The 24,070-nt window shown below is 65.3% G+C and carries 18 protein-coding genes; 4 read left to right on the top strand and 14 right to left on the bottom strand.

The window, feature by feature from the left end:
* Nucleotides 1-127 precede the first annotated feature (127 nt).
* On the top strand, nt 128-1,048 hold the full coding sequence (locus ACVIGA_RS14065; RefSeq protein ID WP_456666844.1) for a LysR family transcriptional regulator: 921 nt from the start codon (nt 128-130) through the stop codon (nt 1,046-1,048).
* A 25-nt stretch (nt 1,049-1,073) separates the two neighbouring features.
* On the opposite strand, the gene ACVIGA_RS14060 is transcribed toward ACVIGA_RS14065, so the two are convergent.
* From ACVIGA_RS14060 to ACVIGA_RS14045, 4 genes are all read right to left on the bottom strand, one after another.
* Nucleotides 1,074-2,258: a serine hydrolase domain-containing protein gene (locus ACVIGA_RS14060; protein WP_456666843.1), complete on the bottom strand. Its 1,185-nt coding sequence runs from the start codon at nt 2,256-2,258 to the stop codon at nt 1,074-1,076.
* A 320-nt stretch (nt 2,259-2,578) separates the two neighbouring features.
* Nucleotides 2,579-3,364, bottom strand: coding sequence for a fumarylacetoacetate hydrolase family protein (locus tag ACVIGA_RS14055; protein ID WP_456666842.1), 786 nt, complete (start codon nt 3,362-3,364; stop codon nt 2,579-2,581).
* 12 nt (nt 3,365-3,376) lie between these two features.
* Nucleotides 3,377-4,741 (bottom strand): LLM class flavin-dependent oxidoreductase, encoded by a 1,365-nt coding sequence (locus tag ACVIGA_RS14050; RefSeq protein WP_456666841.1) that lies wholly within the window; start codon nt 4,739-4,741, stop codon nt 3,377-3,379.
* A gap of 24 nt (nt 4,742-4,765) precedes the next feature.
* Nucleotides 4,766-5,818 carry an Ldh family oxidoreductase gene (locus tag ACVIGA_RS14045; protein WP_456666840.1) on the bottom strand — a complete coding sequence of 351 codons (1,053 nt, stop codon included), beginning with the start codon at nt 5,816-5,818 and terminating at the stop codon, nt 4,766-4,768.
* A 402-nt stretch (nt 5,819-6,220) separates the two neighbouring features.
* Here ACVIGA_RS14045 and ACVIGA_RS14040 point away from each other — a divergent pair, with 402 nt between their 5' ends.
* Nucleotides 6,221-10,336: a bifunctional diguanylate cyclase/phosphodiesterase gene (locus ACVIGA_RS14040; protein WP_456666839.1), complete on the top strand. Its 4,116-nt coding sequence runs from the start codon at nt 6,221-6,223 to the stop codon at nt 10,334-10,336.
* On the opposite strand, the gene ACVIGA_RS14035 is transcribed toward ACVIGA_RS14040, so the two are convergent.
* The gene (locus ACVIGA_RS14035) at nt 10,310-10,651 is read right to left on the bottom strand and encodes a hypothetical protein (protein WP_456666838.1); all 342 of its coding nucleotides are present in this window, start codon (nt 10,649-10,651) and stop codon (nt 10,310-10,312) included. The two genes, ACVIGA_RS14040 and ACVIGA_RS14035, sit on opposite strands and share 27 nt — an antisense overlap.
* Nucleotides 10,652-10,707: 56 nt before the next feature.
* Nucleotides 10,708-11,178 carry a cupin domain-containing protein gene (locus ACVIGA_RS14030; RefSeq protein WP_456666837.1) on the bottom strand — a complete coding sequence of 157 codons (471 nt, stop codon included), beginning with the start codon at nt 11,176-11,178 and terminating at the stop codon, nt 10,708-10,710.
* A gap of 215 nt (nt 11,179-11,393) precedes the next feature.
* Between ACVIGA_RS14030 and ACVIGA_RS14025 the strand changes: the two genes are divergently transcribed.
* On the top strand, nt 11,394-11,993 hold the full coding sequence (locus ACVIGA_RS14025; RefSeq protein ID WP_223967065.1) for a 3-keto-disaccharide hydrolase: 600 nt from the start codon (nt 11,394-11,396) through the stop codon (nt 11,991-11,993).
* Nucleotides 11,994-12,054: 61 nt separating this feature from the next.
* Here ACVIGA_RS14025 and ACVIGA_RS14020 read toward each other — a convergent pair whose 3' ends face one another.
* From ACVIGA_RS14020 to ACVIGA_RS13990, 7 genes are all read right to left on the bottom strand, one after another.
* Complete coding sequence (locus ACVIGA_RS14020; RefSeq protein WP_456666836.1) at nt 12,055-13,557, bottom strand: hypothetical protein; 1,503 nt, start codon at nt 13,555-13,557, stop codon at nt 12,055-12,057.
* Between the two features lie 93 nt (nt 13,558-13,650).
* Nucleotides 13,651-14,757: a glycoside hydrolase family 5 protein gene (locus ACVIGA_RS14015; RefSeq protein ID WP_456666835.1), complete on the bottom strand. Its 1,107-nt coding sequence runs from the start codon at nt 14,755-14,757 to the stop codon at nt 13,651-13,653.
* 65 nt (nt 14,758-14,822) lie between these two features.
* Nucleotides 14,823-17,141: an exopolysaccharide transport family protein gene (locus ACVIGA_RS14010; protein WP_456666834.1), complete on the bottom strand. Its 2,319-nt coding sequence runs from the start codon at nt 17,139-17,141 to the stop codon at nt 14,823-14,825.
* 150 nt (nt 17,142-17,291) lie between these two features.
* Nucleotides 17,292-18,044 carry a polysaccharide deacetylase family protein gene (locus ACVIGA_RS14005; RefSeq protein WP_456666833.1) on the bottom strand — a complete coding sequence of 251 codons (753 nt, stop codon included), beginning with the start codon at nt 18,042-18,044 and terminating at the stop codon, nt 17,292-17,294.
* Nucleotides 18,041-18,859: a class I SAM-dependent methyltransferase gene (locus tag ACVIGA_RS14000; RefSeq protein ID WP_456666832.1), complete on the bottom strand. Its 819-nt coding sequence runs from the start codon at nt 18,857-18,859 to the stop codon at nt 18,041-18,043. Before ACVIGA_RS14000 ends, ACVIGA_RS14005 begins: the two co-directional genes overlap by 4 nt.
* Nucleotides 18,860-18,863: 4 nt before the next feature.
* Nucleotides 18,864-20,306, bottom strand: a complete 1,443-nt coding sequence (locus tag ACVIGA_RS13995; protein WP_456666831.1) for a lipopolysaccharide biosynthesis protein — start codon at nt 20,304-20,306, stop codon at nt 18,864-18,866.
* Nucleotides 20,300-21,226 (bottom strand): DUF6492 family protein, encoded by a 927-nt coding sequence (locus tag ACVIGA_RS13990; protein WP_456666830.1) that lies wholly within the window; start codon nt 21,224-21,226, stop codon nt 20,300-20,302. Before ACVIGA_RS13990 ends, ACVIGA_RS13995 begins: the two co-directional genes overlap by 7 nt.
* A 419-nt stretch (nt 21,227-21,645) precedes the next feature.
* Here ACVIGA_RS13990 and ACVIGA_RS13985 point away from each other — a divergent pair, with 419 nt between their 5' ends.
* Complete coding sequence (locus tag ACVIGA_RS13985; protein WP_456666829.1) at nt 21,646-22,614, top strand: glycoside hydrolase family 26 protein; 969 nt, start codon at nt 21,646-21,648, stop codon at nt 22,612-22,614.
* A gap of 73 nt (nt 22,615-22,687) precedes the next feature.
* Here the strand turns inward: ACVIGA_RS13985 and ACVIGA_RS13980 are convergent, their stop codons facing one another.
* Entirely contained in the window at nt 22,688-23,776 is a 1,089-nt protein-coding gene (locus tag ACVIGA_RS13980) for a radical SAM/SPASM domain-containing protein (protein WP_456666828.1), read from the bottom strand.
* Nucleotides 23,777-24,070 lie beyond the last annotated feature (294 nt).

The following is a 24,070-nucleotide window of genomic DNA, read 5'->3' as shown; positions in this document are numbered from 1 at the left end:
TCGGTCGCAGGTCTCCGTTCACGACTGCCGTCGTGATGTCGCGTGGAGCAGCGCGCGTCGCGCTGCCAGTGGCTCCGATGTAGGGCGGCTTCCCGCGCGCGACTATTCGCGATAATGTTGACGGGCCATGAAGCAGAACTTCACAGTCAGGCAGGGGGCGCTCGATGGCGTCGAGGCGTTCCTGGCCGTCGCCCAGCACCGCAGCTTTCGTCGCGCGGCGACCGAGCTCGCGGTGACGCCGTCGGCGATCAGCCAGGCGGTGCGCGCGCTCGAGGCGCGGCTCGGCGCCGTGCTGTTCCTCCGCACCACCCGCAGCGTCGGCCTCACCGAAGCCGGCGAACGCTTCCTGGCGCGCGCCAGGCCCGCGTTCGAGGAGCTGGTCGCTGCAAGCGGCGCGGCGCGCGAGCTCGGGCAGAAGCCGGCCGGGCTGTTGCGTATCACCGTGCCGCGCTCGGTGGTGCCGATCCTGCTGGAGCCGCTGATCGCCTCATTCTGCAAGGCGTATCCCGAGATCGAGGTCGAGCTCGCCGCCAGCGAAGAGCTGGTCGACCTCGCCGCCGGCGGTTTCGATGCTGGCATCCGGATGGGTCAGTTCATCAACCCGGACATGGTCGCGGTGCGCCTGACCAAGCCGTTCCCGTTCGCCGTCGTCGGCAGCCCCGATTATCTCGCGCGCCGCGGCCGGCCCAAGCGCCCGGAGGATCTGCGCGAACACACGTGCCTCAGGCTGCGACGATCGAACGGCGGGCTCGCACCGTGGTCGCTGAACGACAACGGCCGTTCGATCGAGCTTGCCGTCTCCGGCTCCTTCATCGGCCATGATTTCCCGACGCTGGTCGGCGCGGCCATCGAAGGTGTGGGCCTGGCGCAGGTGCCCGCGCCGCTGGTCGCCGGCGCGGTGAAAGAGAAGAAGCTGATCCGCGTGCTGGAGCCGTTCGCGACGACAACGCCGGGCGTATTTCTCTACTATCCGGGCCACCGCCAGATCATGCCGAAGCTGCGCGCCTTCATCGATCACGTGAAGAGCAGACCGGCGGCAGCGCGCTAAGCTCAGTCCGGAATGACGTCGAGGCCTACGCGCGCTTCTGCGGCTGCCAGTCCGGCACCGTCTTGACCATGTGCCAGACCAGCAAATCGAGGGCGCGGGTCATGCCGTCGCGCGACCTGGTATTGGTGAACGCGGACCAGCAGAAGTCTCCATCGGTCCGGACCGAGATCGTCGTCGTTCCGTCCAGCAGGCCGCTGTGCCACCAATTGTTGTTCGCGGTGATGAACAGGCCCTTGGCATAGCGGGGGTTGACGGCGCTGGGCGTGCTCATGACGCGGAGGCTGTCGTCGGTGAGCAGCTGTTCGGTGTCCTTGAAGCCGTCGATATGGACGAACAGCGTCGTCAGATCGCTCGGCGTCGCAATCCAGCCGCCGTGCGAATCCATCCGGGCGACGTTCATCCGGTACGGATCGCCGCCGGTCTGGCTGTAATATTTGACCTCGTTGCTGGCCCGCTCGCGCAGCGTATTGCCGGCAATCTGCATGTCGGTGATGCCGCATCGCCTCAGGACCGCGTCCTTGATGTATTGCTCGTAGCTCCGGCCGCTGAGCTTCTCGATCACGCGTCCGAGGATGCAGTAGCCGAAATTCGAATAGGCGTAGGACTGGCCCGGTGGACTGGTGAGCGGCATGTGCTCCAGCGTCCAGTTGATCAGCTCGCGATGCTTCAAGTCCTGGTTCATGAACATCGGGTCGCGGGACTGGTTTCCCCAGGCCCCGGTGGTGTGGGTCAACAGATGCTCGATCGTGATCTGCTCGACAGGCGAGCGGGATGAGCCTGGCGGCATCAGGCTTTGCAAGGTTGGCGTCGTCGGGTAGTCGTTGCCGAGGATGGAGCTCGCGCCGAATACGTAATCGCCGAGCCGCAATTTGCTCGCTTCGACGAGAGTGAAGATCCCGGTCGAGGTCACCGGCTTCGATATGCTCGCGATGCGGAAGCGATGCTGCGGCGTCAATGCCTCGCCGCTCTCCCGATCCGCAACGCCGAACGCCTCCACATAAGCCGGCTTTCCCTTGATCGAAACCGCGATGGAAAGACCGGGGACGTCGTACTCCGTCATGAAGTCGGCGGCGAGGCTCGCCATCTGCTTGCGTTGCTCCGATGTCGGAAGCTCCGCCGGCGGGTCGGCAAGGGCCGGCGACGGCCTGCTGGCGATCCCTGCGGCTGCTAGCAGCGAGCCCTGGAGCAACGTTCGGCGCGAAAGCGGCATGGTTGCCTTGCCTGATGAGTGCGAGCGGCCCGCACGGTATTGCGGTTCTCTTGTCTCTGTCACGTTACGAAAATGGCTGTGTGACGACGTCACGATGGCCCGACGGGCAATGTCGCGAGAATGCGGATGTGTGTCTCACGATCCGCTCAACAAACTCGTTGTCGTCCCGGCGCAGGCCGGGACCCATAACCACCGTTGGTCATTGTTTCTCGACGCTGGAACGACGAGCCCTGCTCCCAACTTCCGCTGCGGAGTATGGGTCCCGGCCTTCGCCGGGACGACACTGAGGATGAGGCGCGCGCAGGCTCAGACCACCCGCCTCACACCCTCTCCTTCACGAACCTGTTCCGCAATGTCCCGATGCCGGTGATGTCGATCTCCACCACGTCGCCGTCCTTCAGGTCCGGCGAGGCGCCGTCGGTGCCCATCCAGATCACGTCGCCGGGCGACAGCGTGAAGTATTTCGACAGCTCGACCAGGAAGGGCACGATGCCGAAGATCATCTCGTTGGTGCGGAAGCGGCCGGTCTCCTTGCCGTTGACGCGGATCGCGGTCTCCATGCGGTCGAGATCGACATCGGTCTCGATCCACGGGCCCATCGGCTTGAAGGTGTCGGCGTTCTTGGCGCGCCACAGCCCGCGATCGGCCTTCTGCCAGTTGCGCTCGGAGACGTCGTTGCCGATGGTGTATCCGAACACGCAGTCCATCGCATTGGCTTCGGTGAGGTGCTTGGCGGTCTTGCCGATCACGACGACCAGTTCGCCCTCGTAATGGATCTTCTCGGTCGCGCTCGCCGGGATCACGACGTTCTCGTCATGGGCGATCAGCGCGTTCTGCGCGCGGTAGCCGATCTCGGGTCGATTGGGCACGTTCGGCACGGTGCCGGCCTTGTCGGCCGCCTCCTTGAGGTGCTTCAGATAGTTCAGCCCGACGCAGTAGAAGGTGCGCGGGATCAGCGGCAGCTCGATTTTGACGTCCTTCAGGGCGTGGGTCTTCGCCGTCTTGTTCCATTTACCGAACGGATCGCCGTTCACGGTGATGACGGTGTCGCCCTCGACGAGGCCCCAAGACGTAGTGCCCGCGGCGGTGAATTTCAGCCAGCGCATGATGATGTCCCTCTATTCCGCAGCCTGCGCGCGGGTCTTCCAGGCGCCCGCCGCCGGGCGCTTCAGTCCGAGGTTTTCCCGTAGCGTCGTGCCGGCGTAGTCCTTGTGAAACAGGCCGCGCTTCTGCAATTCGGGCACCACGTGATCGACGAAGTCGGCGTAGGAGCCCGGCACATAGCTCGCCGCGATGACGAAGCCATCGCAGCCGCGACCTTCGAACATTTCCTCCAGCCGGTCGGCGATCTCCTTCGGGCCGCCGACCATCGCGTCCTGCACCTGGCCGCGGCCGGAGAAGGTGATGAAGTCGCGGGTCGAGGGATTGGTCTTGCCCGAGGTGCGCAGCACGCCGTCGCGGATGCCGAGCATGCCTTGCATGCCCTGCAACTCCTCAGTGGTCAGCGGCTCGTCGATCGGTTTGGCGCCGAAGTCGAAGTTGAGGCCTTCGGCGAGCAGCGACAGCGCGTCGATCTCGAGCGGCAGCTTCTGGATCACGGCCATGCGGTCCTCGGCCTCGGCCTTGGTCGCGCCGGTGACCGGCGTGATCAGGTTGCAGAGGAACATCTGGTCGGGATCGCGGCCGGCCTTGGCGGCTTCGCCCCGGATCGCGTCATAGCCTTGCTTGGCGTTGGCGAGGTTGCGCGCCGCAGTGAAGATCACCTCGCCCCAGCGCCCGGCAAAGCGCTGGCCGCGGCCGGAGGCGCCGGCCTGGATCACGACGGGATGACCCTGCGCCGAGCGCGGCACCGTGAACGGGCCGCGCGAGGTGAAGAATGGGCCCTTGTGATCGAGCCGCTTCACTTTGGCCGGATCAGCGAACCGGCCGCTCTTCTTGTCGATCACCAGCGAACCGTCTTCCCAGGCATCCCAATGACCGAGCACCACCTCCATGAACTCATCGGCGCGGTCGTAGCGCGGATCGTGGTCGAGATGCTGCGCCTTGCCCATGTTGAGCGCTTCGCCGTCATTGACCGAGGTCACCACGTTCCAGGCGGCACGGCCGTTTGTCATCAGGTCGAGTGTGGCGAAGCGGCGAGCGACGTCGAACGGTTCGAAATAGGTGGTGGACGCGGTCGAGGCGAGGCCGAGCTTGGTGGTGACCATGCCCATCGTGGTCAGCACCACGATCGGGTCCATCTTCACGCAGCGGATGCCGTATTCGACGGTGTGGGCGTGATCGTTGCCGTAGCGGTCCGGCATCGCGAGGCGATCGTCGAAGAACGCCATGTGGAACTTGCCGCGCTCCAGGATGCGCGCGATCTCCTGATAGTAGTCCGCCGACATCGAATCGTCGCGCGACTCCGGGTGACGCCAGGAGCTCGGCAGATTGGTGCAGTTCTGCGCCTGCAAAAAGCCGACCAGCGCCATTTGCCGTGTCATGTCGTTCTCCTGTACCTGAATGCGTCAGCGAAGATCGAGGTCGTCGGTGAGCTTGTAACCGGCGGCGAGCGCCTTGAGCTTGTCCCAGGTCGCATCCTCGATCTCGATGCCGTTCTTGCGCCGTTCGACTTCGCGCAGATGTTCGACTTCGCCGGGATAGAACACGCCGCGGCTCCCTTCCGAGGGCGGCGTCGATTTCAGGTAGCGGGCGAAATCGGCGACCTCCTTCTTGAAGTCCTGCAAGGGGCGGAACGCCGCGACATTGAACACCGCCATGAAGCAGCCGTCGTTGTGACGGCCGGTCGGCTCGACGCCGAAGCCCAAGCCCGTGAGCAGGCCGCACAGCACCTCGACCATCGCGGCAAGGCCCGAGCCCTTGTAGCCTTCGCTGCCGCCGAGCGGCAGCAGCGCGCCACCCTTGCGATAGTCCGCAGGGTCAGTGGTGTCGCGCCCGTCGGCATCGATGATCCAGCCCTTCGGGATGCTCTCGCCGCGCGCCACCGCGAGCTGGATCTTGCCGGCCGCGACCGCAGAGGTCGCCATGTCGAGATAGAACGGCGCATCCAGATCGGAGGGCACCGCGATCGAGAGCGGGTTGGTGCCAAGCCGAGCCTCGCGGCCGCCGAACGGCGCGACATGCTTCGGCGAGCGGCCGGAATCGGCGGCCGCGATCCCGATCATGCCTTCGCGCATCGCCATCAGCGGGTAATGCGCCAGACGGCCGACATGGCTCTGCCGGAACACGGTGCAGGCCGCGACATTGGCGGTCTTCGCCTTGTTGATGGTCATCTCCATCGCCTTGGCATTGACGTGGAAGCCGAACCCCCAATGACCGTCGATCACGGTCGTGGTCGGCGTCTCCTGCACCACGGTCCATTTCGCGCCGGGGACGATATGGCCGGCCTTGATGCGGTCGATATAGGTCGGGATCGCGATCACGCCGTGGGAGTCATGGCCGGCGAGGTTGGCGTTGACGCAGCCGGAGGCGACCGCGTTGGCTTCCTCCTCCGATGCGCCGGCGCCCCGGAGCAGCGCCGCGCCGATGCGTGTGAGACGGTCGGCCTGGACGATCGGCATGGGATTTTCCTCGCGGTGCGCCCGCGTGATGCGCGGGTCTTGCTTGCTGTTGTCAGGCTGATGGTCTCAAAGCGCAGCCCGCCGAGCAAGGGCGGAAAATCCGGTCCGCCATACCGCCAGCAGGGTGCTCCCGGCCGGGATTTCACTGAATGGAACGGTCGCGGTCGCGCTGCGGAATTTGGCCGCGCCGGAGGCGCAACCGGGGCGGCAATCCGCGTCCCGCAACCCTCCGCCTCAGGCTGGCACATGGGCGTCCGTATTATCCCGGAAAACGGCCTCCGGGATTCGTCAGCCGTTTACTTTGTCTCACAACTTGCCGGATACACTAACCATCACTTAGGCCTCTCGCGGGCAATGTTCCCCGGCAGATTGAAGGGGGTGGCCCTGGGGCCTTCAGGGATCGTGCAGTCCAGCATCGGGCGTACATTCGCGGCGTTGAATGCCACCAACGAAGCGATCCTGTACGCGAAATCACCAGAAGAGTTGTACGGAAAGGTCTGCGAAGCCGCGTTCTCGAGCGGGAGCTTCCTGGCCGCGACCGTCTTTTTGCTGGAGCCGGATACCGGTCGGCTGACCTTCGCCGCCGGTTGCGGCGACGATGTCGCGCGTCTGCGCAGCATCAGGATTTCCATCCTCGCCAACGTTCCGGAAGGGGAGGGCGTCGCCGGGCGGGCGTTCCGCGATCAGAGCGCCAGCGTCAGCAACGACTACCTCAACGATGTCCGTTCGGCGGCCTGGCGCAGCGGTCTCGCGGCAGCTGGCGTCGGCGCGGCCGCGGCGATGCCGCTGGTCTGCAACGGGCGCAGCGTCGGCGTTTTCATGGTGACCCGGCGCGAGGTCGACTCGCTCGGCGAGGAGATCGTGTCGCTGCTGGAGCGCATCGCGGCGAACGTGTCCTTTGCGCTCGACAATTTCGACCATGAGGCCTCGCGCAAGAGCGGCGAGCGGGCGATGCGCCGGCTCAACCGCATGTTCGGCGCCATCAGCGCAACCAACGAGGCGATCCTCCGCGCCAAGACCGAGCACGATCTCTATCAGCGGGTGTGCGACGCCGCGGTGTTCAGCGGAAAATCCTTCGCCACGGTGGTGCTGCTGGCCGAGCCCGACACGCACTGGCTCGAGCCCGTCGCCGGCACCGGCGAGGCGCTCGACCTGATCACGCAGACGCGCTTTTCGACCGATCCGGACAATCTCTACGGCAAGGGGATCTGCGGCGAGGCGTTCCGGACCAAACGGCCGTGCATCGAGCACGACATTCCGATATCGACGGGCGCCTCGCAGGCGCAGGCCGGCGAGAGCGGCCTGATGGCCTGCGTCGCGCTGCCGCTCACCCGGTTCGGCAGAAGCATCGGCGTCCTGATCTTCTTCATCGGCAACTCCTGGGCCCGCGACGAAGAGATCATCGCGCTGTTGGCGGGCATCGCCGAGAACGTCTCGGTTGCGCTCGACACGTTCGGCCGCGCCACCGAGAAGGCCAAGGCCGATGCCGAACGCGAGCGACTGTCGCGGATGTTCGCGGCGCTGAGCGCGACCAACGAGGCGATCATGCGCGCGCGGTCGCGGCTCGAGATGTTCGAGCTGGTCTGCGCCGCGGCCGCGCATGGCGGCGGGTTCAACTCCACCAGCATCCTGATCGCAAAACCCGGCGACGACTTCCTGGAGATGATGGCGGTCGCGGGGCCGACCGCCGAGAATGCGCGCCGCCTCAACGTCTCGCGCAGCGAGGCGCGTCCCGAAGGGCGCGGGGTTTGCGGCAAGGCGTTCCGCTCCCGGCGCGCCTGCATCAACAACGATTTTCTGGGCGACGTCGCCAACCCGTTCCGCGACGTCATCGACCGCGAGGATGCCCGATCGGGCGCGGCATTTCCGTTGATCGTCGACGACGAGCCGGTCGGCGTGATGCTGTTCATCTCCGCCAAGCGCAACACTTTCTCGGCCGAGTTCGCCGAGCTGCTGCAGCGGCTCGCCGACAACGTCGCCTATGCGCTCGGCAGCTTCGATCGTGCCGACGAGAAGGCGCGCACCGAGGAGCAGAAGGAACGGCTGAGGCGGATGTTCGCGGCGCTGAGCGCGACCAACGAGGCGATCATGCGGGCGAAGTCCCGCAGCGAGCTGTTCGATCTGGTCTGCGATGCCGCGGCGGTCGGCGGTCAGTTTATCTCGGCCACGATCAGGCTGGTGCGCCCGGGTGAGGTCTTCCTGGAGAACGTGGCTGCTTCCGGCCCCGACCGGGTACGGGCCCGCGAAGTCCGGTTGTCGGCCGATGCGACGCGTCCGGAGGGACAGACACTGACCGGCGTTGCGGTCCGCACCCGCAGGCCCTGCATCAGCAACGATTATCTCAGCGACTTCGGCCCTGAGTCGCATGTCTATCCGGTCGTGCGCGACAGCGGCAGCAAGTCCGGCGCGGCCCTGCCGCTGCTCAAGAACGGCGAGGCGATCGGCGCGCTGGTGTTCCTCTCCGGTGAGTTCAACACCTTCAGCCCGGAGATGATGGCGCTGCTGCAGCGGCTCACCGAGAACGTGTCGTTTGCGCTGGCCAATTTCGACCGCGCCGACGAGAAGGCGCGGGCCGACGAGCAGAAGGAGCGGCTGTCGCGGATGTTCGCGGCGCTGAGCGCGACCAATGAAGCGATCATGCGGGCGAAGTCCCGTACCGAGCTCTATCAGCTGGTCTGCGAGGCGGCGGCGACCGGCGGTAAGTTCACCTCGACCACCATCGCGCTGGCGCAGCCGAGCAGCGACTATCTCCGCATTGTCGCGATCGCGGGCCCAGCCGCCGACGGCGCGAGCCAGGTGACGCTCTCGACCAGCGCGGCACACGCCGAGGGGCGCGGCGCCTGCGGCCGGGCGTTCCGGTCCGGCAAGGCCTGCATCATCAACGACTATTTTGCCGATACCGAGACTGCGGCTTTCCATGAGCGCGCGCGTCTCGATGGAACGCAGTCCGGTGCCTCGTTTCCGCTGATCGTCAGCGGATCGGTCGTCGGCGTCATGATCTTCGTCGCGATCGAGAAGGATACGTTCACGCCGGAATTCGCCGAGCTGCTGCAGCGGCTCGCCGACAATCTGGCGTTCGCGCTCGAGAGCTTCGACCGCGCCGACGAGAAGCACAAGGCCGATGAGCGGATTGAATATCTTGCCTCGCATGACAGCCTGACCAATCTGCCGAACCGCGAGACCTTCAACGAGATGCTGCGTCACGCGATCTCGGCGGCGGACCGCCATTGCCGGCAGCTCGCCGTGCTGTTCATCGATCTCGACCGCTTTAAGGTGATCAACGATTCGCTCGGCCATGACGCCGGCGACATGCTGCTGGTGGCGATCGCCGAGCGGCTGCGCGGATCGTTGCGTGCGAGCGACGTGGTGGCGCGGCTCGGCGGCGACGAGTTCGTGGTCATCCTGGAGGACACCACCGAACGTCACGACGTCGAGCGCATCGCCGGCGATCTCCTGGTCGCACTCAGCCAGCCGATGCAGCTCAGCGGGCACGAGTGCCACACCACGGCCTCGATCGGCATTGCGACGTATCCCACCGACGGCTCCGACGTGCAGACGCTGACCAAGAACGCCGACATGGCGATGTATCTCGCCAAGGAGGACGGCAAGAACGGCTTCCGTTTCTTCTCCAACGAGGTCAGGGCGCAGTCGATCGAGCGCCTGACGATGGAAAGCGCACTGCGCCGCGCGCTGGAGCGCGACCAGTTCTCGCTCGAGTATCAGCCCAAGGTCGACATGGCGACCGGTCAGATCAGCGGCGTCGAGGCGCTGCTGCGCTGGACCCATCCCGAGATCGGCAAGGTGTCGCCGGGGCAGTTCATTCCGCTCGCCGAGGAGATCGGGCTGATCGTGCCGATCGGCCGCTGGGTGCTGAAGGAAGCCTGCGCGCAGAACATGGCGTGGCAGCACCGCGGCCTCAAGGCGGTGACGATGGCGGTCAACCTCTCGCCGCGACAGTTCGGCGATCCGAACCTGCTCGACGACATCGACGAGGCGCTCGAGGAGAGCGGCATGTCGCCGGCGCTGCTGCAGCTCGAGGTCACCGAAAGCATGGTGATGCGCAACGTGACGCGCGCGGTCCGCGTGCTCGACGCGATCCAGAACCGGGGCATTCGGCTGGCGATCGACGATTTCGGCACCGGCTATTCGTCGATGTCGCTGATGAAGCAGTTCCCGATCGACACCATCAAGATCGATCGCTCCTTCGTGCGCGATCTGCCCGATGATTCCGAGGACGTCGCGATCGCCCAGGCGATCATCAGCATGGGCAAGGCGCTCGGCATGACCATCGTCGCCGAGGGCGTCGAGACCTCCGAGCAGCAGGAGTTCCTGCGCGCGCATGCCTGCGACGAGATGCAGGGCTTCCTGTTCAGCCGGCCGCTGCCGCCGCGCGATCTCGCCGAATTGTTGAAGACGTCGCCGGTGCTGACGTCGCCGCCGTTGCAGCCGTCGCTGGACGACGAAGAGGCGATCGGCGAGGCCGGGCCGGATCTAGGGCGGAAACGCGCTGTCGTCTGACGGCTGCACCGGCAGGTCGCGGACGTCGGAATCGGTGGATGCGATCACGCGCGAGAAATCATAGGGCCAGGACGGGATCGCCTGGCCGGCCAGGGTCTGGCGCAGCGTCGCCGATGCCTCCGCAAAGCTCGCCCCGTCGGGCAGGCGGAACCGGCGGGACAAGGTGGAGGGCAGCGGTTCGGGGGCATCGCGCAGCTCGAATGCCGGTCCCCACCACCACGCCGGTGCCGGCGGCCGTTCCGGTTCGGCAATGGCGCGCCAGCGCGCGAACTCGTCGGCGATGCGGGCAAATTGCAGCTTGGCAGCGGGATGCATCGAAAGCCCTTCGTTGGGCTGCGATGATAGCATCGCATGGACCTTACGCAACGCGGCTACTTCTGTTCCACCTCGGTCGCGGTGGCCGGGCCTTCGCCCATGATCAGCAGCACGGCGTCCTCGTCCTTGGCGCCGTCCCAGTGCACCTGCTTGCCGAAATGGGTGACGAAGCTTCCCGCCGGCATTGCCACGGTGCCGTGATCGGGATCGAATTTCGGACCCGAGCCGACCCACCAGGTGCCTTTCAGCACGACGATATAGCGATCGTTCGGGTGAAAGTGCGGACGGCTGAAGTGATTGCCTTTGGTCCATTTGGTGTAGACCATGTAGAAGCCGGGCTTCGAGGGATCGCCGACCACGACGGCGTTCTGCGCGCCGCGCGCGTCGACCGCGCTCCAGGGAATCTGGTCCGGCAGCTTGTAGGTGACGGCGGCCGGATTGAGCTCGGCCGCGGAGCTGACGCTCAGCGTGCCGGCAAGCGCCAGCGGCATCATCAGGTATCGCCAGGACCGGTTCGATGCCGTCATCGTATCCTCCGAAGTTCGTTCGGGCGACTGCCGCGCCCGTATGTCGCGTGATGCTAATAGTTCCCGCTTGCCTCGGACAAGACGCGCCCGCGCATGTCTGCTCTCAAGATTGCGGCATTGGGCCGTGACACAACGCAGTTGCAATATGAAAAACGCATTTACGACGCTGCAGACGATGATAGGTTGCGCGCCAACCAAAAGACGGGAGGATAACCTTGAAGAAGCATCTGTCGATACTGGCGGCGGGACTCGTGATCGGTGCGGCCGCGCTGCAATTTTCCACCACCGCATCGGGCGATGACGGCTGGGTCACGCTGCTCGACAGCTCCAAGCAGGGCGACTGGGACGAGGTCGGCAAGGCCAATTGGGCCATGAAGGACGGCGCGCTGGTCGCCGACAAGCTCGACGGCAAGGATCTCTCCTATCTCGTCAGCAAGACCCAATACAAGGATTTCCAGATCCGCGCGGAGTTCTGGACCGACGAGGACGCCAACAGCGGCGTCTTCATCCGCTGCGAAGGCAACAAGCTGATCGACTCGAAGGTGTGCTACGAGGTCAACATCTTCGACAAGCGTCCTGATCCGACCTACGGCACCGGCGCGATCGTCGACGTCGGCAAGGTCGATCCGATGCCGAAGGCGGCCGGCAAGTGGAACGTCTACGAGATCACGGCGCAGGGGCCGCATTTCGTCGTGACGCTGAACGGCCAGAAGACCGTCGACGCGCAGGATTCCAAGCACGCCAACGGCTACATCGCGCTCCAGTATGGTTCGGGCGTGGTCAAGTTCCGCAAGGTGCAGATCAAGCCGCTCTGACAACCCACGCCGAGGAGAGCCCGGTCGCGCGGCGGCCGGGCTTTTGGCTGCGTGTCGTGGGCTATCCGCCGAAAGCCTTCAGATCGTCGCCTTGCGTGCGCAAATGGTGGCCGATCACGAGGCCGGTCAAGCACAGGAGCAGCCCGAGCGCCGGCGGCGCAAACAGCGCCTCTTCCTGGAAGATGCCGTTTACCAGCACGACCATCGTGCCGAACGCAGCGAGCCCCTGGATGAGGATTCCAGACGAGGCGTAAAGGCGCCAGGCCTTCAGCGCCACCGCAAAGAAGAAGCCGAGCGGCACCACTGCGCCGATGCCCATCTGATAGAGCAGGACGCCGACGGCGCTCTCCACCGCGCCGTCCATCGTGCCGGCCGCTTGCGCGGCGTTCCAGTCGATCGAGAAGTAACCTTCGGAGAGATTGCCGCCGACGCCGAGGCCGCGGCCGATCGGGTTGTGCAGGAATCCATCCCAGCCGCCCATGAAGCCGATCACGTGAAAGTCGCCGATCTGGAGACCGATATGGATCGCCGCGATGGCGTACAGCACGAGCCCGACCAGCGCGACGGCAAGGGTGACGGTGGCGCCGAGCAGCCAGGTTGCCGTCCAGGCCAGCGCCACGAAGATGACCAGGATGAGCGCGCCCTTCACGCTGCAGAACATCAGCAGCGGGATCGCGACCAGCGCCAGCCAGCGATATCCAACCGCGAACAGGAACAGGATGGAGAAGGCGATCCCGTAACCGAAGCTGATCGGGCTCATGTTCGGTCCGAAGATGCGCAGGATCGACGACAGTCCGAGATCCTCGAACAACGGGCTGTTGAGAAAGCTGAAGCGGAAGCGGTCGATCAGATCGACCGGGACATTGCCGGTTTGGCGCATCTCGGCTTCCCAGGCCCCGGAGCGGGTCGCCTTCAACTCGTCGAAGTGCCAGAACGTGTAGCCGTTGGTGATCTCGAGCCAGAAATCCCGAAACAGCAGTTCGACATAGCCGCAGACGATCAACAGCGTGGCGACGGTCACCAGGAACGGCGTGATGCGTATCTCGAAGGTGGCGGCGGTCAGCAGCGAGAGCTGAAACAGAAACAGCGGAAATGCGATGTTGCGCAGATAGACGAGGGCGGCATGCGCGTCCTGCGTGGCGCCGAGCAGGAAATACACTCCCACCACCGCAAGCGTCATCAGCCCCCAATGCATGATCCGGTCGATCTCGGGCGAATGCTTGCGCTCGCGCAACAGATACAGCGCCAGCGTCACCAGCCACATCACCGCGCAGATCAGGAAATTGTAGCCCTTGACGAAATCCATCTCTTGCTCGGTCGTGATGTAGGACGACAGGATCGAGACGAACAGGTTCTGGAAGAAGATGATGAAGATGGCGATCGACGGCGCATAGGCCGGCGCCGCGAGCACGATGGCGCAGCCGATCAGGCCTTCGACGGCGATCGCGAGCCCGGCATTGGCAGCCTGCATGATCGGCGCGAAAGCGATCGATGCCACGGCGATGCCGAGCGCAGGAACGAGGTCGCCGGCCAACAGCGGCCGCGGGGCTATGTCTGCTCGCACAGGCTCTGACCTAAATGACCGGATGGGTGGCGTGCCACACCCGCAATCGCCGATCTAGCCGCGCATTGTGTAAGAACCGGTTAACCAGATCGGTCAGCGGCTCCCGAGCAGCGCCTTCAACACGTCGCGGTCGGCCTTGCCGGTGACGGCGTCGGCCAGGCCAAAGCCCTGCGACAGTTCCCAATGGGTCCAGCCCCAGCACTGCTGCCGGGCGTAGGCCGTGACGCCGGCGAGCCAGCGCAACCGGTTGTCGCGCGGCGCGCCGGCCTTTAGCACCCCGAACTCGTTGATGATGATCGGACGTGAGTATTGCCGCTGCCAGGCGGCCGCGGGCTCGAGCCATTGGTCGATGCTGCGGCCCTGGACGGCGCGGTCGACCATCGCAAGCGCCTTGGGCTTGTTCAGCGCGGTCAGCTGTTCCCGCAACTGTTGAACCTTCGGGTCGTCGGCGCGGATCGGATAGGGCAATCCGACGACGTCGTGGAGCGGCTCGCTCCGATCCCAATGGGCCTGATGGGTGAACACCATCGGATCGTAGAAGTGGATGGCATAGACGACATTCGGATCGTCGAGTGGGGTGAAGCCCGGCAGCGAGTCCGCGCGCTGCCAGTTGACCGGTCCCGTGATCAGCGTGGTCTGCGGCAGCAATTGGCGAATGAAGCCGGCCAGTTTCCGGACTTCGCCCTGCCACTGCGCGGCATCGACCTCCGGCTCGTTCAGCAGTTCCGCAAACACCCGATCGGAGGGATAGCGCTGCATGACCTGCGCGAGTGCGGTCCAGGCGCTCTTCATCTCGGCCATCGCCCCGCGTGGATCGTCCTTGTGCAGCGCGTTGAAGTGCTGGCCCGAATGCAGGTCGATCGACACGGCAAACCCGAGTGCGAGCAGGGTCTTCAGCGCGGTATCGACGGTTTGCAGCCGGCTGTCGATCTCCGCCTTGGTGGCGAAGCGCGGCATGACGAAGTCGGCAGGCACCGGCAGCCGGATGTGGGTCAGGCCGGCCTTGCGCAGTTCGAGCAGCAGGCCACGCGGCGGCGCCGACCGCGGATCGACGATCCAGCCATCGGCGTTGACGCCGCGTGACAAGGCCTTGATGCGGTCCGGGGCCACGCCTTCGATCAGGGCAGGGCAGGCCCGCGCGGTGACGGACAGCAGAATGGATGCGGCGGCGATGATGGCGGGGATCGATAGCCGGGCCATTGGAGGATCAACTCGCGATAAATGTCGCAGCAGCGACGCCGAACGCGGCGCGGCTGGCGCGTTGCTCACGCATACTGCTTGTCGCGTTGCGGACTTGCGACAGTCGGCTGGAGTTCGTTGAGCACGACACCGGCGAGCTTTCGCTCGGCGCCACCGAGCGCGGTGATGATGTCTTCCATTGACGCGTTGATGTCGCGATCCACCGGCAGCGCCGCGATCAGCCCGTCGGCCATGTCGAACAGCCGCCGTTCGTCCGCACCCCACGGCATCGGCGGGCCGTCGAGGATCACGAGATCGTAGCCACCGGCGGAGCGCGCTTGTGCGATCGCCTTCTGGATCGCCTCGCTGGCCCTGGCGGGATTGCCCTGAATCGCCGGCAGGATGGCAATGCCGTTTGCGGTGTTGATGGCGCGGGACGCCTTGTTGCCGATGGTGAGCCAGTCGAGCCGGCTCGGCTTGCTCTGGGCAGGATGCGCAACCCTGTCGGTCAGGGCGTGGACGGTTGCATCGGCGTCGATCAGCAGGACGCGGGCGCCGTCGCGCGCGGCGACGAGCGCGATGTTGAGCGCGACAACGCTGCGGTCCGAATCGTCGGCGGTGCCGATGACGGCCAGCACCGGAACGGTTTCCGGGGCGGCGCCGGTCGCCAGCACCGCATGGATCTGCCGCATCGTGTTGGAGAACGGCCCCAGCGCCGAACTGGTCCGCAGCGTCGGCCAGCCGAACCGCGTGACGTCGGCGGGATTGTCGCCGGTCAGGATGCCGCCAAGCGTGCGCATGACGTCGGATTCCTGCAGCTCGGCGATCAGCGGCTTCTCGATCACGGGCTTGTCGATGAGAGCGGCGGCCGGCCGTACCGCGGGCGGCGCTAGCACGGGCGGCCTGGCCTTGGCGATGACGGGTTGCCGCTCCGGCGCGGCATCCTGTTTCGGTTGGAGTTTGGGACGGATCGGATCGGCACCGGGCGCCAGCTGACCGGCTGCAACGATCCAGGCTGCTGCGGCGAGGCCGCCGAACATGAAGCCGATCATCGCGAGCAGGGTCATCGGCGGCGGGAAAGTGCGCTGCTGCGGGATCGTCGCATCGCCGATCACGCGCGCGCTCGAGGTGTTGAGGCTCTCCTGCTCCTCGGTCTCGCGCGAGCGCTTGAGGAAGGACTGATAGACATCGCGGCTGGCATCGACCTCGCGCTCGAGCTCGCGCAGCCGCACCGACGCCTGGCTCATCTGCACGCTCTGGTGCTTCTGAACGTCGAGCGCCTTGTTGAGCGAGGCTTCATAGTCGCGCGCCCGGGTCAGATCGTTCTTCGCGGATACCGCAAAGCGGTCGATCTCTTCCTTGATGGTCCGGCGCAGGTCCTCGACCTGCTGCTCGACCTGGCGCAGCGCCGGATGGCGCGGCCCGAGCTCGCCTTGCAGCTCGGCCTGGCGCTTCTTCGCATCGGCATATTGCGAGCGCAGATTGGCGATGGTCGGCGACTGCAGCGCCTCGGCGGTCGCGCCCGCGTCCATCGACCCGCGGCGGCTGGCTTCGATCTGGTCATACTTGGCCTGCGCATCGAGCGTGAGCGCCCGCGCCGCGGCCAGCCGCTGGTTGCCGACCGAGAGCTGCTGGTCGGTGAGCAGATTGTCCTGCGAGCCGACGAAGTTGTTCTGCGCCTTGTAGGTCGCGAGCGTCTCTTCGGCGTTGCGCAGGCGCTGCTGTAGCTCCTTCAGCCGGCCGGACAGGTCGCGGGTGGCGCGCCGCGCGGCCTCGGCCTGCGACTGCTTGGACTCGGTGAGATAGGCCTTGGCAATCGCGTTGGCGAGCATCGCCGCCTTGACCGGATCGTGCGACCACACGTCGATGTCGACAATGAAGGTGCGATCGGTCTTCTTGACGTTGATATGACGGTTCAGCGTGTCGAGCGTAGTCATCTCGATCTGCTGTTGCTGTTCCGCCGTCGTACGCGGCTCGATGCCGAACAGGCCGAGCAGCGAGGCGAGCAGGCCGCGGCTCGCGGCGCCACCGCCGAACTCCGGATCCTTCACCAAATTGGTGTCGCGGATCACCTGCAGCAGCACGTTGTTGGATGTGATCAGGCGCGACTGGCTCTCGACCACCATCGAGAGGCCGGAGACATCCTGGGCGCGCGGGGTCAGCTCGCGCTCGACCAGCTGCAGCTCGCGCGGGTCGACATAGAGCTGGGCGCCGGCGGTATATTTCGGTGTCAGGCTCTTGCCGACCGCGACCGCGATGCAGGCGCAGAGCAGTGCGGCTGAGACCATCGCGACCTTGCGCGCCCACAGCAGCCGGGCCAGCTCGAGCACGTTGAAGCCGGCCGGGATCGCGGCCCGGCGCGGCTCCGGTTTGGCCCGGTTGATCGGCTGGTCATAGCTAAGCATCGACCCCAGCTTCCGTCTGAATGGCCGCACGCATCGGCTGAGGAGCACTCTTTCGGGCCACGCAACGCGCACGAGACGCGGAAAACACGCAACACGAAAAATTAACCATACTCATTCGCCGACTATTCACCAGAAAGGCAAACAAAGGGTTTAAGCGCGGGCGCATCGGAACGCCTCCGCCATCGTCAGCACAGGGACATTGCGCCGCGCCGCCGTCTCCAGCGCGTAGGTCATCAGCTCAGGCGTACAGCCATAGAGGCTCGGCGTGTCGGCGACGTCATGGCTGTAGAAAATTAACCAACCGTTCATGTGTGCCGCCTCGGCGAAGGCCATGTCGATCCGGTCGCGGGACATCTGGCGGTCGATCAGCGGCATGGCGCGGAGGAATTGCAGGTCGACCTCGCCGCTGTTCACGCCGGGCACGATGCTGCGGCAGGTGCGGAATTCCGACCTCAACTGGTGCTTCCGCGCGTAGGAGCCGTAGCCGAACGGGTATGCGAAGGTCTCGACCGGCATGGTCGGATCGAGCGAATGGAAATAGGTCCGGTTGCGCGCGATCTCCGCGGCCAGCGAGGTCTCGTCGAGATCGCAGGCGCGGCGGTGCGAGAACGTGTGGCAGCCGACTTCATGGCCACGGCGATGCAGCGAGATGACGTCGTCGGCGCTGCCGGTGGTCCAGTCCGGTGCGTCCAGTCCAACCAGTCCGCCCGACACGTAGAACGTACCGCGGGCGCCGTAGGATTCCAGGATGTCGGCGCCGAACGTCGCCGCGCTCTTCGGCAGATCGTCGAAGGTGAAGGTCACCATCGGCGTGGCATTGTTCAGGCGAAAACGCTCGACCTGCACATGCATCGCCAGCCGGTGGCTGACCTTGACCCTGGCTTCCGACCACAATGCGTTCATGAGCCGAGCTTCCGCAAGATCACGTGGTAGTCGCCGTGCCGGACGTCGATCTTGCCCGGTAGCAGCGCGTTCATCGCTTTCGCCGCCACGTCGATCACCGCGGCCAGCAGCGGCTTGCGCCGGCGCATCTCGGGATAGCGCGGGCTCTCGTACTTCTTCCGGTAGATCACCTGCAGTCCGCGGCCGGCCGCGAACGCCTCGAGGTTGCCGAGGGTCACCAGCGGATGGAAATGGGTCGGGAACGGCGCCTCGCCCGGCAGCCCGGCGTGCTTCTCGCCGCGCACATGGCGATAGAACCAGACGTGAAACCAGTGCGGGGAGTATTTCGTGACGACGCCCGACAGCGACTTCGGGTTCGGTGCGCCGATCAAGAGCAGGCCGTTCGGCTTCAGCGCCTCGCAGAACCCGCTCAGCACGGCCTTCACGTCGGGGATGTGCTCGATGACGTTGTAGCAGATGATCAGGTCGAAACGCTGCTGCGACGGGAAGCGATAGGTCTGGATGTCACCGAGGATGGCTTCCTGCGCATAGCCGTTGTTGCGGATCTGATCGGCGTCGATGTCGACGACGGTCACATGCGAACGACGCAGCACGCCGAGCGGTAGATAGCTGGTCGAGCCGCCGCCGGCCTCGTAAATCGCGAGCGGACCGGCCGGCAGCCGGGCCTCGAGGATGCTGTGAACCGTGAGCAGGCTCTGCTTGGCTTCGCCGGGCGGCAAGGCCAGCAGTGATTCCGGATGAATTTCAGCGGGGACGGGCATCGGGAGTTCGGCGAGCGGGGCGGGACGCGTAGCAAGCGCGAGGGATCTGTTCATCGGCTCATCCAACGTTGCTGTTTGCGGATCTGGTGTAGAACATGACAAGGCCCCGCTTCAGCCGGCCGCGCAGGCGCGCGATGTCGAACAGCCCGCAGAGCGCGGCGTAGACGACGAGCCCGGCTCCGATCAGCACGATGCTGGCGGGGAGATCGGCGAGGTCGAGAGCGCGGTCGAGCGCGCCGACGGTGAGCGCCATCGCGAGCGCGGCGATCGCGATCAGCGCGAGCCGACCGAGCGGGATCGGAACCCGGAAGGCGAAGCGGCTCAGGATCAGGGCGCAGACAAAGCCCGTGACGTCGGCGCCGAGCCGCGCCCATGCCGCGCCGATCGTGCCGTAGAGGCTGACTAGCAGGTAGGACAGGATCACATTCGCGGCGATGATCGAGGCGGTGTTGATCAGGTAGAAGGAATTGCGTCCCGACAGCAGGAAGCTCGCATGCAGATATTGCTGCGTCAGCACCTGGAACAGCACGGCGATCGCGATGATCGGCATGATCTCGCTTGCAACCGCGCGGAAGTCCGCGCCGAGGATGATGTTGGCGACGTGCGGGGCGATCAGCGCGAAGCCGAGACAGGCCGGCAGCGTGACGCCGGCAAGCAGCTCGAGGCAATCGGCGAGATGGCTCGTGACTGCGGCGACGCCTTGCCGGGCATGGATCTGCACGGCCATCGGAAAGAACGCCGCGGCCATGCTCATCGCCGGCATCATCAGGGTCTGCCGCACCAGGTCGAGCGCCGCGACATATTTGCCGGCATCGGCGGCGCCGACCAGGTTGGCGATCATGAAACGGTCGGTCACGCTCGAGATCGCGAGCAGCGTCAGCGACAAGGTCAGCGGCTGGCCGGTGCGGGCGAGCGACCGCAGGTCGGCCCGGTCGAAACTGACGATGGTGCCGCGCCATGCGCTGCGCGATTGCACGAGCACCGCGACGAGATAGGCCGTGGCGGCCGCGAGCAGCAGCAGCACGCCGGTCGGGCTGGCCAGCGCAACCACGACGCCAAGGCCGAGCAGGGCGGCCGCGCGGACCAGCGTGGCCTTCATGACCGAGAGCGCCTTCAGCCGCGCACGCAGCAGATCCTGCGTCAGCTCGAACAGGCCGATTGCAACAGCGAGGACCACGGCCGCGAGCGCGGCGGCGCCATCGAGGCCGACGAGGCGGGCCAGCAGATAGGCGATCGGCGCGGTGAGGCAGCAGATCAGGTAACCCGACACGACCAGACCGCGGACGTCGGTGCCGTCGTTGCGGGCGTGGCCGCTCAGGATCAGGTTGCGAAACCAGCCGACCAGGAAAACCGATATGACCGAGGCGAAGCCGACACCGAGCAGATAGACGCCATAGTCATGCGGTGCGAACAGCCGCGTGAAAATGAACACGCTGAAGAGTCCGAGCAGCGCCGAGAGCACGTTGGCCGTCAGGTTGATGCTGGCCTGTCCGATCAGCATGATGCGGCGATCTCCGAGACCATTGTGGCCGCCGACGACACCAGGATGGCGTCGCTCTCGGCCACGACCTCGCGAATTGTCGCGACCGGCGTCCCCGAGAACGATGCGATCGAGAATGCGACATCGTCCCGGTTGGCGCGCAGCAGCAGCCGGGTGAGCTCGTCCTTGCTCAGGGTCGGATCGTCCCAGTAGCTGACGCATGGCGTCTTCGGTGCGTCTGAGTGTCGCAGCGCGGCGGACTCGTCGTTTTCGACGAAGAAGCCGTACAGCAGATATTCGGAGAACTCGCGGGTCCGGCACAGCGCCTCGATCCAGCTCATCCCGGAGACGGCCTCGATGCGCTCAGCGAGCGCGCGCGTGGTCTGCTTGTCCCAGAAGATGATGTGTCCGATGAAATCCGGTGCCGGGAACGGCGGCGTCGGCAGGCCGATCAGCTGATGGCTGGTCTCGAGCCAGCGTGAATGGCGCGGCTGGTCGGCGGTGACCGCGTCCACCATCTTCAGCAGCGGGATCGTGTTCGGATACTGGAAGCGCGAAAGGTCGAAATCGCGGAAGAACACGATGTCGGAATCCAGGATGCAGAACCGCTCATAGGGCAACGCGATCGTCGCCGCGATCTTCAGTATCTGCTGCACGTGCCAGCCGTTCACCGGCTTGGCGCGCAGCGACCACCAGAACTGGCGGCGCTTGCGCTGGATCATGCGCGGCAGCGGCCGCAGCCAGTCAGGCAGGAAGGAGGAGGCCGGAATGATGATGCGGCGCTCGCTGGCCAGCGGCGCGAACAGCGGCAGGTCGCAATCCGGGACCAGCAGATAGTGCCTGGAGAACGACGTGACGTGACGATCCACGCTCTCGCAGAGCAGCGTGCAGATTTCCAGATCGCGCCCGTAGGTCGGGGTCAGCAACGCGACAGGGTTCATCTCGTAACTCTCTCCGGCGACACCGTTTCACGGCGGCACATCGTGGCCGCCGGACTTTGTCCTGAACCCCAGTTCAGCAAGATCGGTGCCGGAGAAATTTGATGACCTTATCGACGGCGTTGATGGTTAACGATTGCTAAATGACGGCCCGCCGCGGCCGTTAACGGATTGCAAATCATCGTCCGGCTGCGCGATTTTGACGCTGGACCGGGATGTTGCCCGGATATTGCAGTGCTGGCGTCTCGAATGCCGACGTGGTCGGCGCAGGCGGGTGCACATGCAGATTCGATGGTATTTCCGGTGGGTAAGCGGCACGGCCGAACGGCGGGCTGCACCATCAGTCCATTTCGAGACATCCGCACTGTCGGCGCTGTGTGTTTTTGGCACGCGCGCTTTAAGCGAGCCGGCCGGAGCGCACGATGCCGACTGATCGCGGGATCACGCGGCGCGGTGCCCTCGTAGTCGCGGCGCTTGCCCTGGGCGGACCGTCGACCGCGCGGGCCGCGCCGTCAGCCCGATCGCAGCTCGGGACGGGGTCGGCGCGGTTCGCCGGTGCCTTCGTCAATTGGGGCGAGATCGGCCGCGAGCATGTGTTGCAGACCTGGGAGACATGGCTCAATCGGCCGCGGTCGTCAGTGCTCGGCGTCGACTTCTATGGCCAGAGCAGTTGGGACGACTTTCACAAGCTCGATTGGGTGCCGGGGCTCTGGAAGAAGCTCAATCCGGCGCGCAATCTGGTGTGGTCGGTACCGCTCACCATGTCAGGCACGCCGCTCACCGATGTCGCGGGCGGCCTGAACGATGCCGAGTTCGAGGCGGCCGCGCGCGCGATTGCAGGAGCGCATCCGAAGGCGATCATCCGCCTCGGCTGGGAGATGAACATCTCCAACTCGGGCTGGTTCGCCAAGGGCCACGAGGACGATTACATCAGGGCGTTTCGCCGCGTGGTCGGAATCTTCCGTCGCCATTCCCGCAGTTTCAAATTCGACTGGTGCCCGGGCTGGGGAGCGCAGGACATGCCGGCCGACGCCGCCTATCCCGGCGATGACGTCGTCGATTTCATCGGTCTCGACGTCTACGATTTCAAATCCGAAGGCAGCGCCGCGGAGCGCTGGACCAATTCCTGTCTCAAGGCGCCGTTCGGTCTCGAATGGCAGCGGACGTTCGCAGCGAAGCACGGCAAGCTGATAAGCTACCCGGAATGGGGCGTCGGCCAATCCGGCGACAACGCGTTTTTCGTGCAGCAGATGCACGACTGGTTCGCCACCAATCAGGCTGCGATCGCCTACGCGGCCTATTTCGATGTCGACGGCCTGTGGCCGACGCAGATCGATAGCGGCCAGTTTCCGGAGTCCGCGAGCTTGTTCCGCAAGCTGTTCGCGGGCTGAGCCTAACGCGATGAAGCAAAAGCCCGATCGGTCCCGCGGACCGACCGGGCTTTGCTGTTCCTCTCTGGCTGAGTCAGGCGGCCTTGGTGTTGGTCAACAGCGTCAGGCCCATCTTCAGCTTGTCCTGTAGCGTGCGCTGCGCGAGGCAGGTGAACAGGCAGAGCTTGTCGCAGGCGACGGTCTCCTTGCGGCGGGCCCGGGCTTCCTCGCTGTACCAGATCTCGCGTGCGGTCTGGGTACGCACGTTGCCGATCGGCTTGAAGAACCAGCACGTTTCCAGGCGACCGTCGGAGCGGAGGAAGTAATTGCGCATGCCGACGCGGCAGGGCATCACTTCCTTCGGTGCCTTCTCGCGGCGGAAATGGTTCGGCCAGGCCCGCAGCACGGCCTCGCCGTTGAGGATCGGCGCGCCCTCGCGCTTCAGCCGCAGCAGCTCGTCGCGGACCTTGATGAGATCGTCCAGCTCGTTCTCGCCGATCCACAGCTCGTCCTCGACCTCCTGCGTGCCCTCCTCGACCGGCTGGAAGCTCAGCGCGGTGGCGCCGATTTGCTGGATCCAGTCGACCATTTCGGGCAGGTGGCGGAAGTTCAGACGGTGCACGACCGGCTTGATGATGATCGGGAAATCGAGACCTTCGGCACGGCGCTGCTCGGCGATGTTGCGGATGCCCTGCACGATGTCGCTCAGCGAGTTTTCGACGCCGCGCGAGTAGTTGTGAATCTTGGGATCGGTTGAGTCGATCGAGATGTTGATGTTGAACGGGTGCGCCTCGACGGTTTGCACCACGATCTTCTTGTTGAGGTAGGCGCCGCCATTGGTGGTGACGCCCCAGTGGATGTCGTTGTCGCGGCAGAACCGCAGCAGGTCGAGGAAGCCCTTCTTGATGTAGGGCTCGCCGCCGGCAAACTCGACGTGATAGGCGCCGATGAATTCCTTCAGGCTCGCGAGCGCGCGCTGCCATTCGTCGATCGACATCTCGTCGCGATAGTTCGGACGACGCCAGTAGTCGCAGTAGCGGCACTTGTAATTGCAGCGTTCGACCACCTCGGCGAAGATCGCGGCCGGGCGGGTGACGTCCCGTCCGGTGCGCAAATAGAGCTCTTCCGAGAGGGCGTTGCGGACGTGCTTGGTGCCGAGCGAGACGAGGTCGAGCGCTTTCAAGGTGAACCTCAGGCAGTGTTTTGCGTTGTTGCGACCGGATCGATCGAGGATTTATGGAGTGATCAGCAAATTGAATGCCAACTGGAGCGCGAGGTACGCCGCACGCGCGCGCGACGGCTCTTAACCCTAAGGATCAGCTAACGGCGTGACGCCGATCGCGAGGCCTCACTCCCACGCGGCCGCTCATTCCAGCAGAATCGCTTCGTTCGACTTCAAATTAACCTTGCGACGAAGTTGCGGTAACGCGGGTCTCGCCTGGAGCGGATTTTGCCATGAGGTCGCCGTAACGTTCGA

The organism is Bradyrhizobium sp. USDA 3240, assembly GCF_054063295.1.
The sequence above is the reverse complement of the archived record's forward strand: the minus strand, read 5'-3'. Positions and strand labels throughout refer to the sequence as shown.

Excerpts from the sequence above, each read along its gene's own strand:
- ACVIGA_RS14065 (WP_456666844.1), top strand. The coding sequence starts at position 128 with ATGAAGCAGAACTTCACAGTCAGGCAGGGGGCGCTCGATGGCGTCGAG.
- ACVIGA_RS14060 (WP_456666843.1), bottom strand. The coding sequence starts at position 2,258 with ATGCCGCTTTCGCGCCGAACGTTGCTCCAGGGCTCGCTGCTAGCAGCC.
- ACVIGA_RS14055 (WP_456666842.1), bottom strand. The coding sequence starts at position 3,364 with ATGCGCTGGCTGAAATTCACCGCCGCGGGCACTACGTCTTGGGGCCTC.
- ACVIGA_RS14050 (WP_456666841.1), bottom strand. The coding sequence starts at position 4,741 with ATGACACGGCAAATGGCGCTGGTCGGCTTTTTGCAGGCGCAGAACTGC.
- ACVIGA_RS14045 (WP_456666840.1), bottom strand. The coding sequence starts at position 5,818 with ATGCCGATCGTCCAGGCCGACCGTCTCACACGCATCGGCGCGGCGCTG.
- ACVIGA_RS14035 (WP_456666838.1), bottom strand. The coding sequence starts at position 10,651 with ATGCATCCCGCTGCCAAGCTGCAATTTGCCCGCATCGCCGACGAGTTC.
- ACVIGA_RS14030 (WP_456666837.1), bottom strand. The coding sequence starts at position 11,178 with ATGACGGCATCGAACCGGTCCTGGCGATACCTGATGATGCCGCTGGCG.
- ACVIGA_RS14015 (WP_456666835.1), bottom strand. The coding sequence starts at position 14,757 with ATGGCCCGGCTATCGATCCCCGCCATCATCGCCGCCGCATCCATTCTG.
- ACVIGA_RS14010 (WP_456666834.1), bottom strand. The coding sequence starts at position 17,141 with ATGCTTAGCTATGACCAGCCGATCAACCGGGCCAAACCGGAGCCGCGC.
- ACVIGA_RS14005 (WP_456666833.1), bottom strand. The coding sequence starts at position 18,044 with ATGAACGCATTGTGGTCGGAAGCCAGGGTCAAGGTCAGCCACCGGCTG.
- ACVIGA_RS14000 (WP_456666832.1), bottom strand. The coding sequence starts at position 18,859 with ATGAACAGATCCCTCGCGCTTGCTACGCGTCCCGCCCCGCTCGCCGAA.
- ACVIGA_RS13995 (WP_456666831.1), bottom strand. The coding sequence starts at position 20,306 with ATGCTGATCGGACAGGCCAGCATCAACCTGACGGCCAACGTGCTCTCG.
- ACVIGA_RS13990 (WP_456666830.1), bottom strand. The coding sequence starts at position 21,226 with ATGAACCCTGTCGCGTTGCTGACCCCGACCTACGGGCGCGATCTGGAA.
- ACVIGA_RS13985 (WP_456666829.1), top strand. The coding sequence starts at position 21,646 with ATGCCGACTGATCGCGGGATCACGCGGCGCGGTGCCCTCGTAGTCGCG.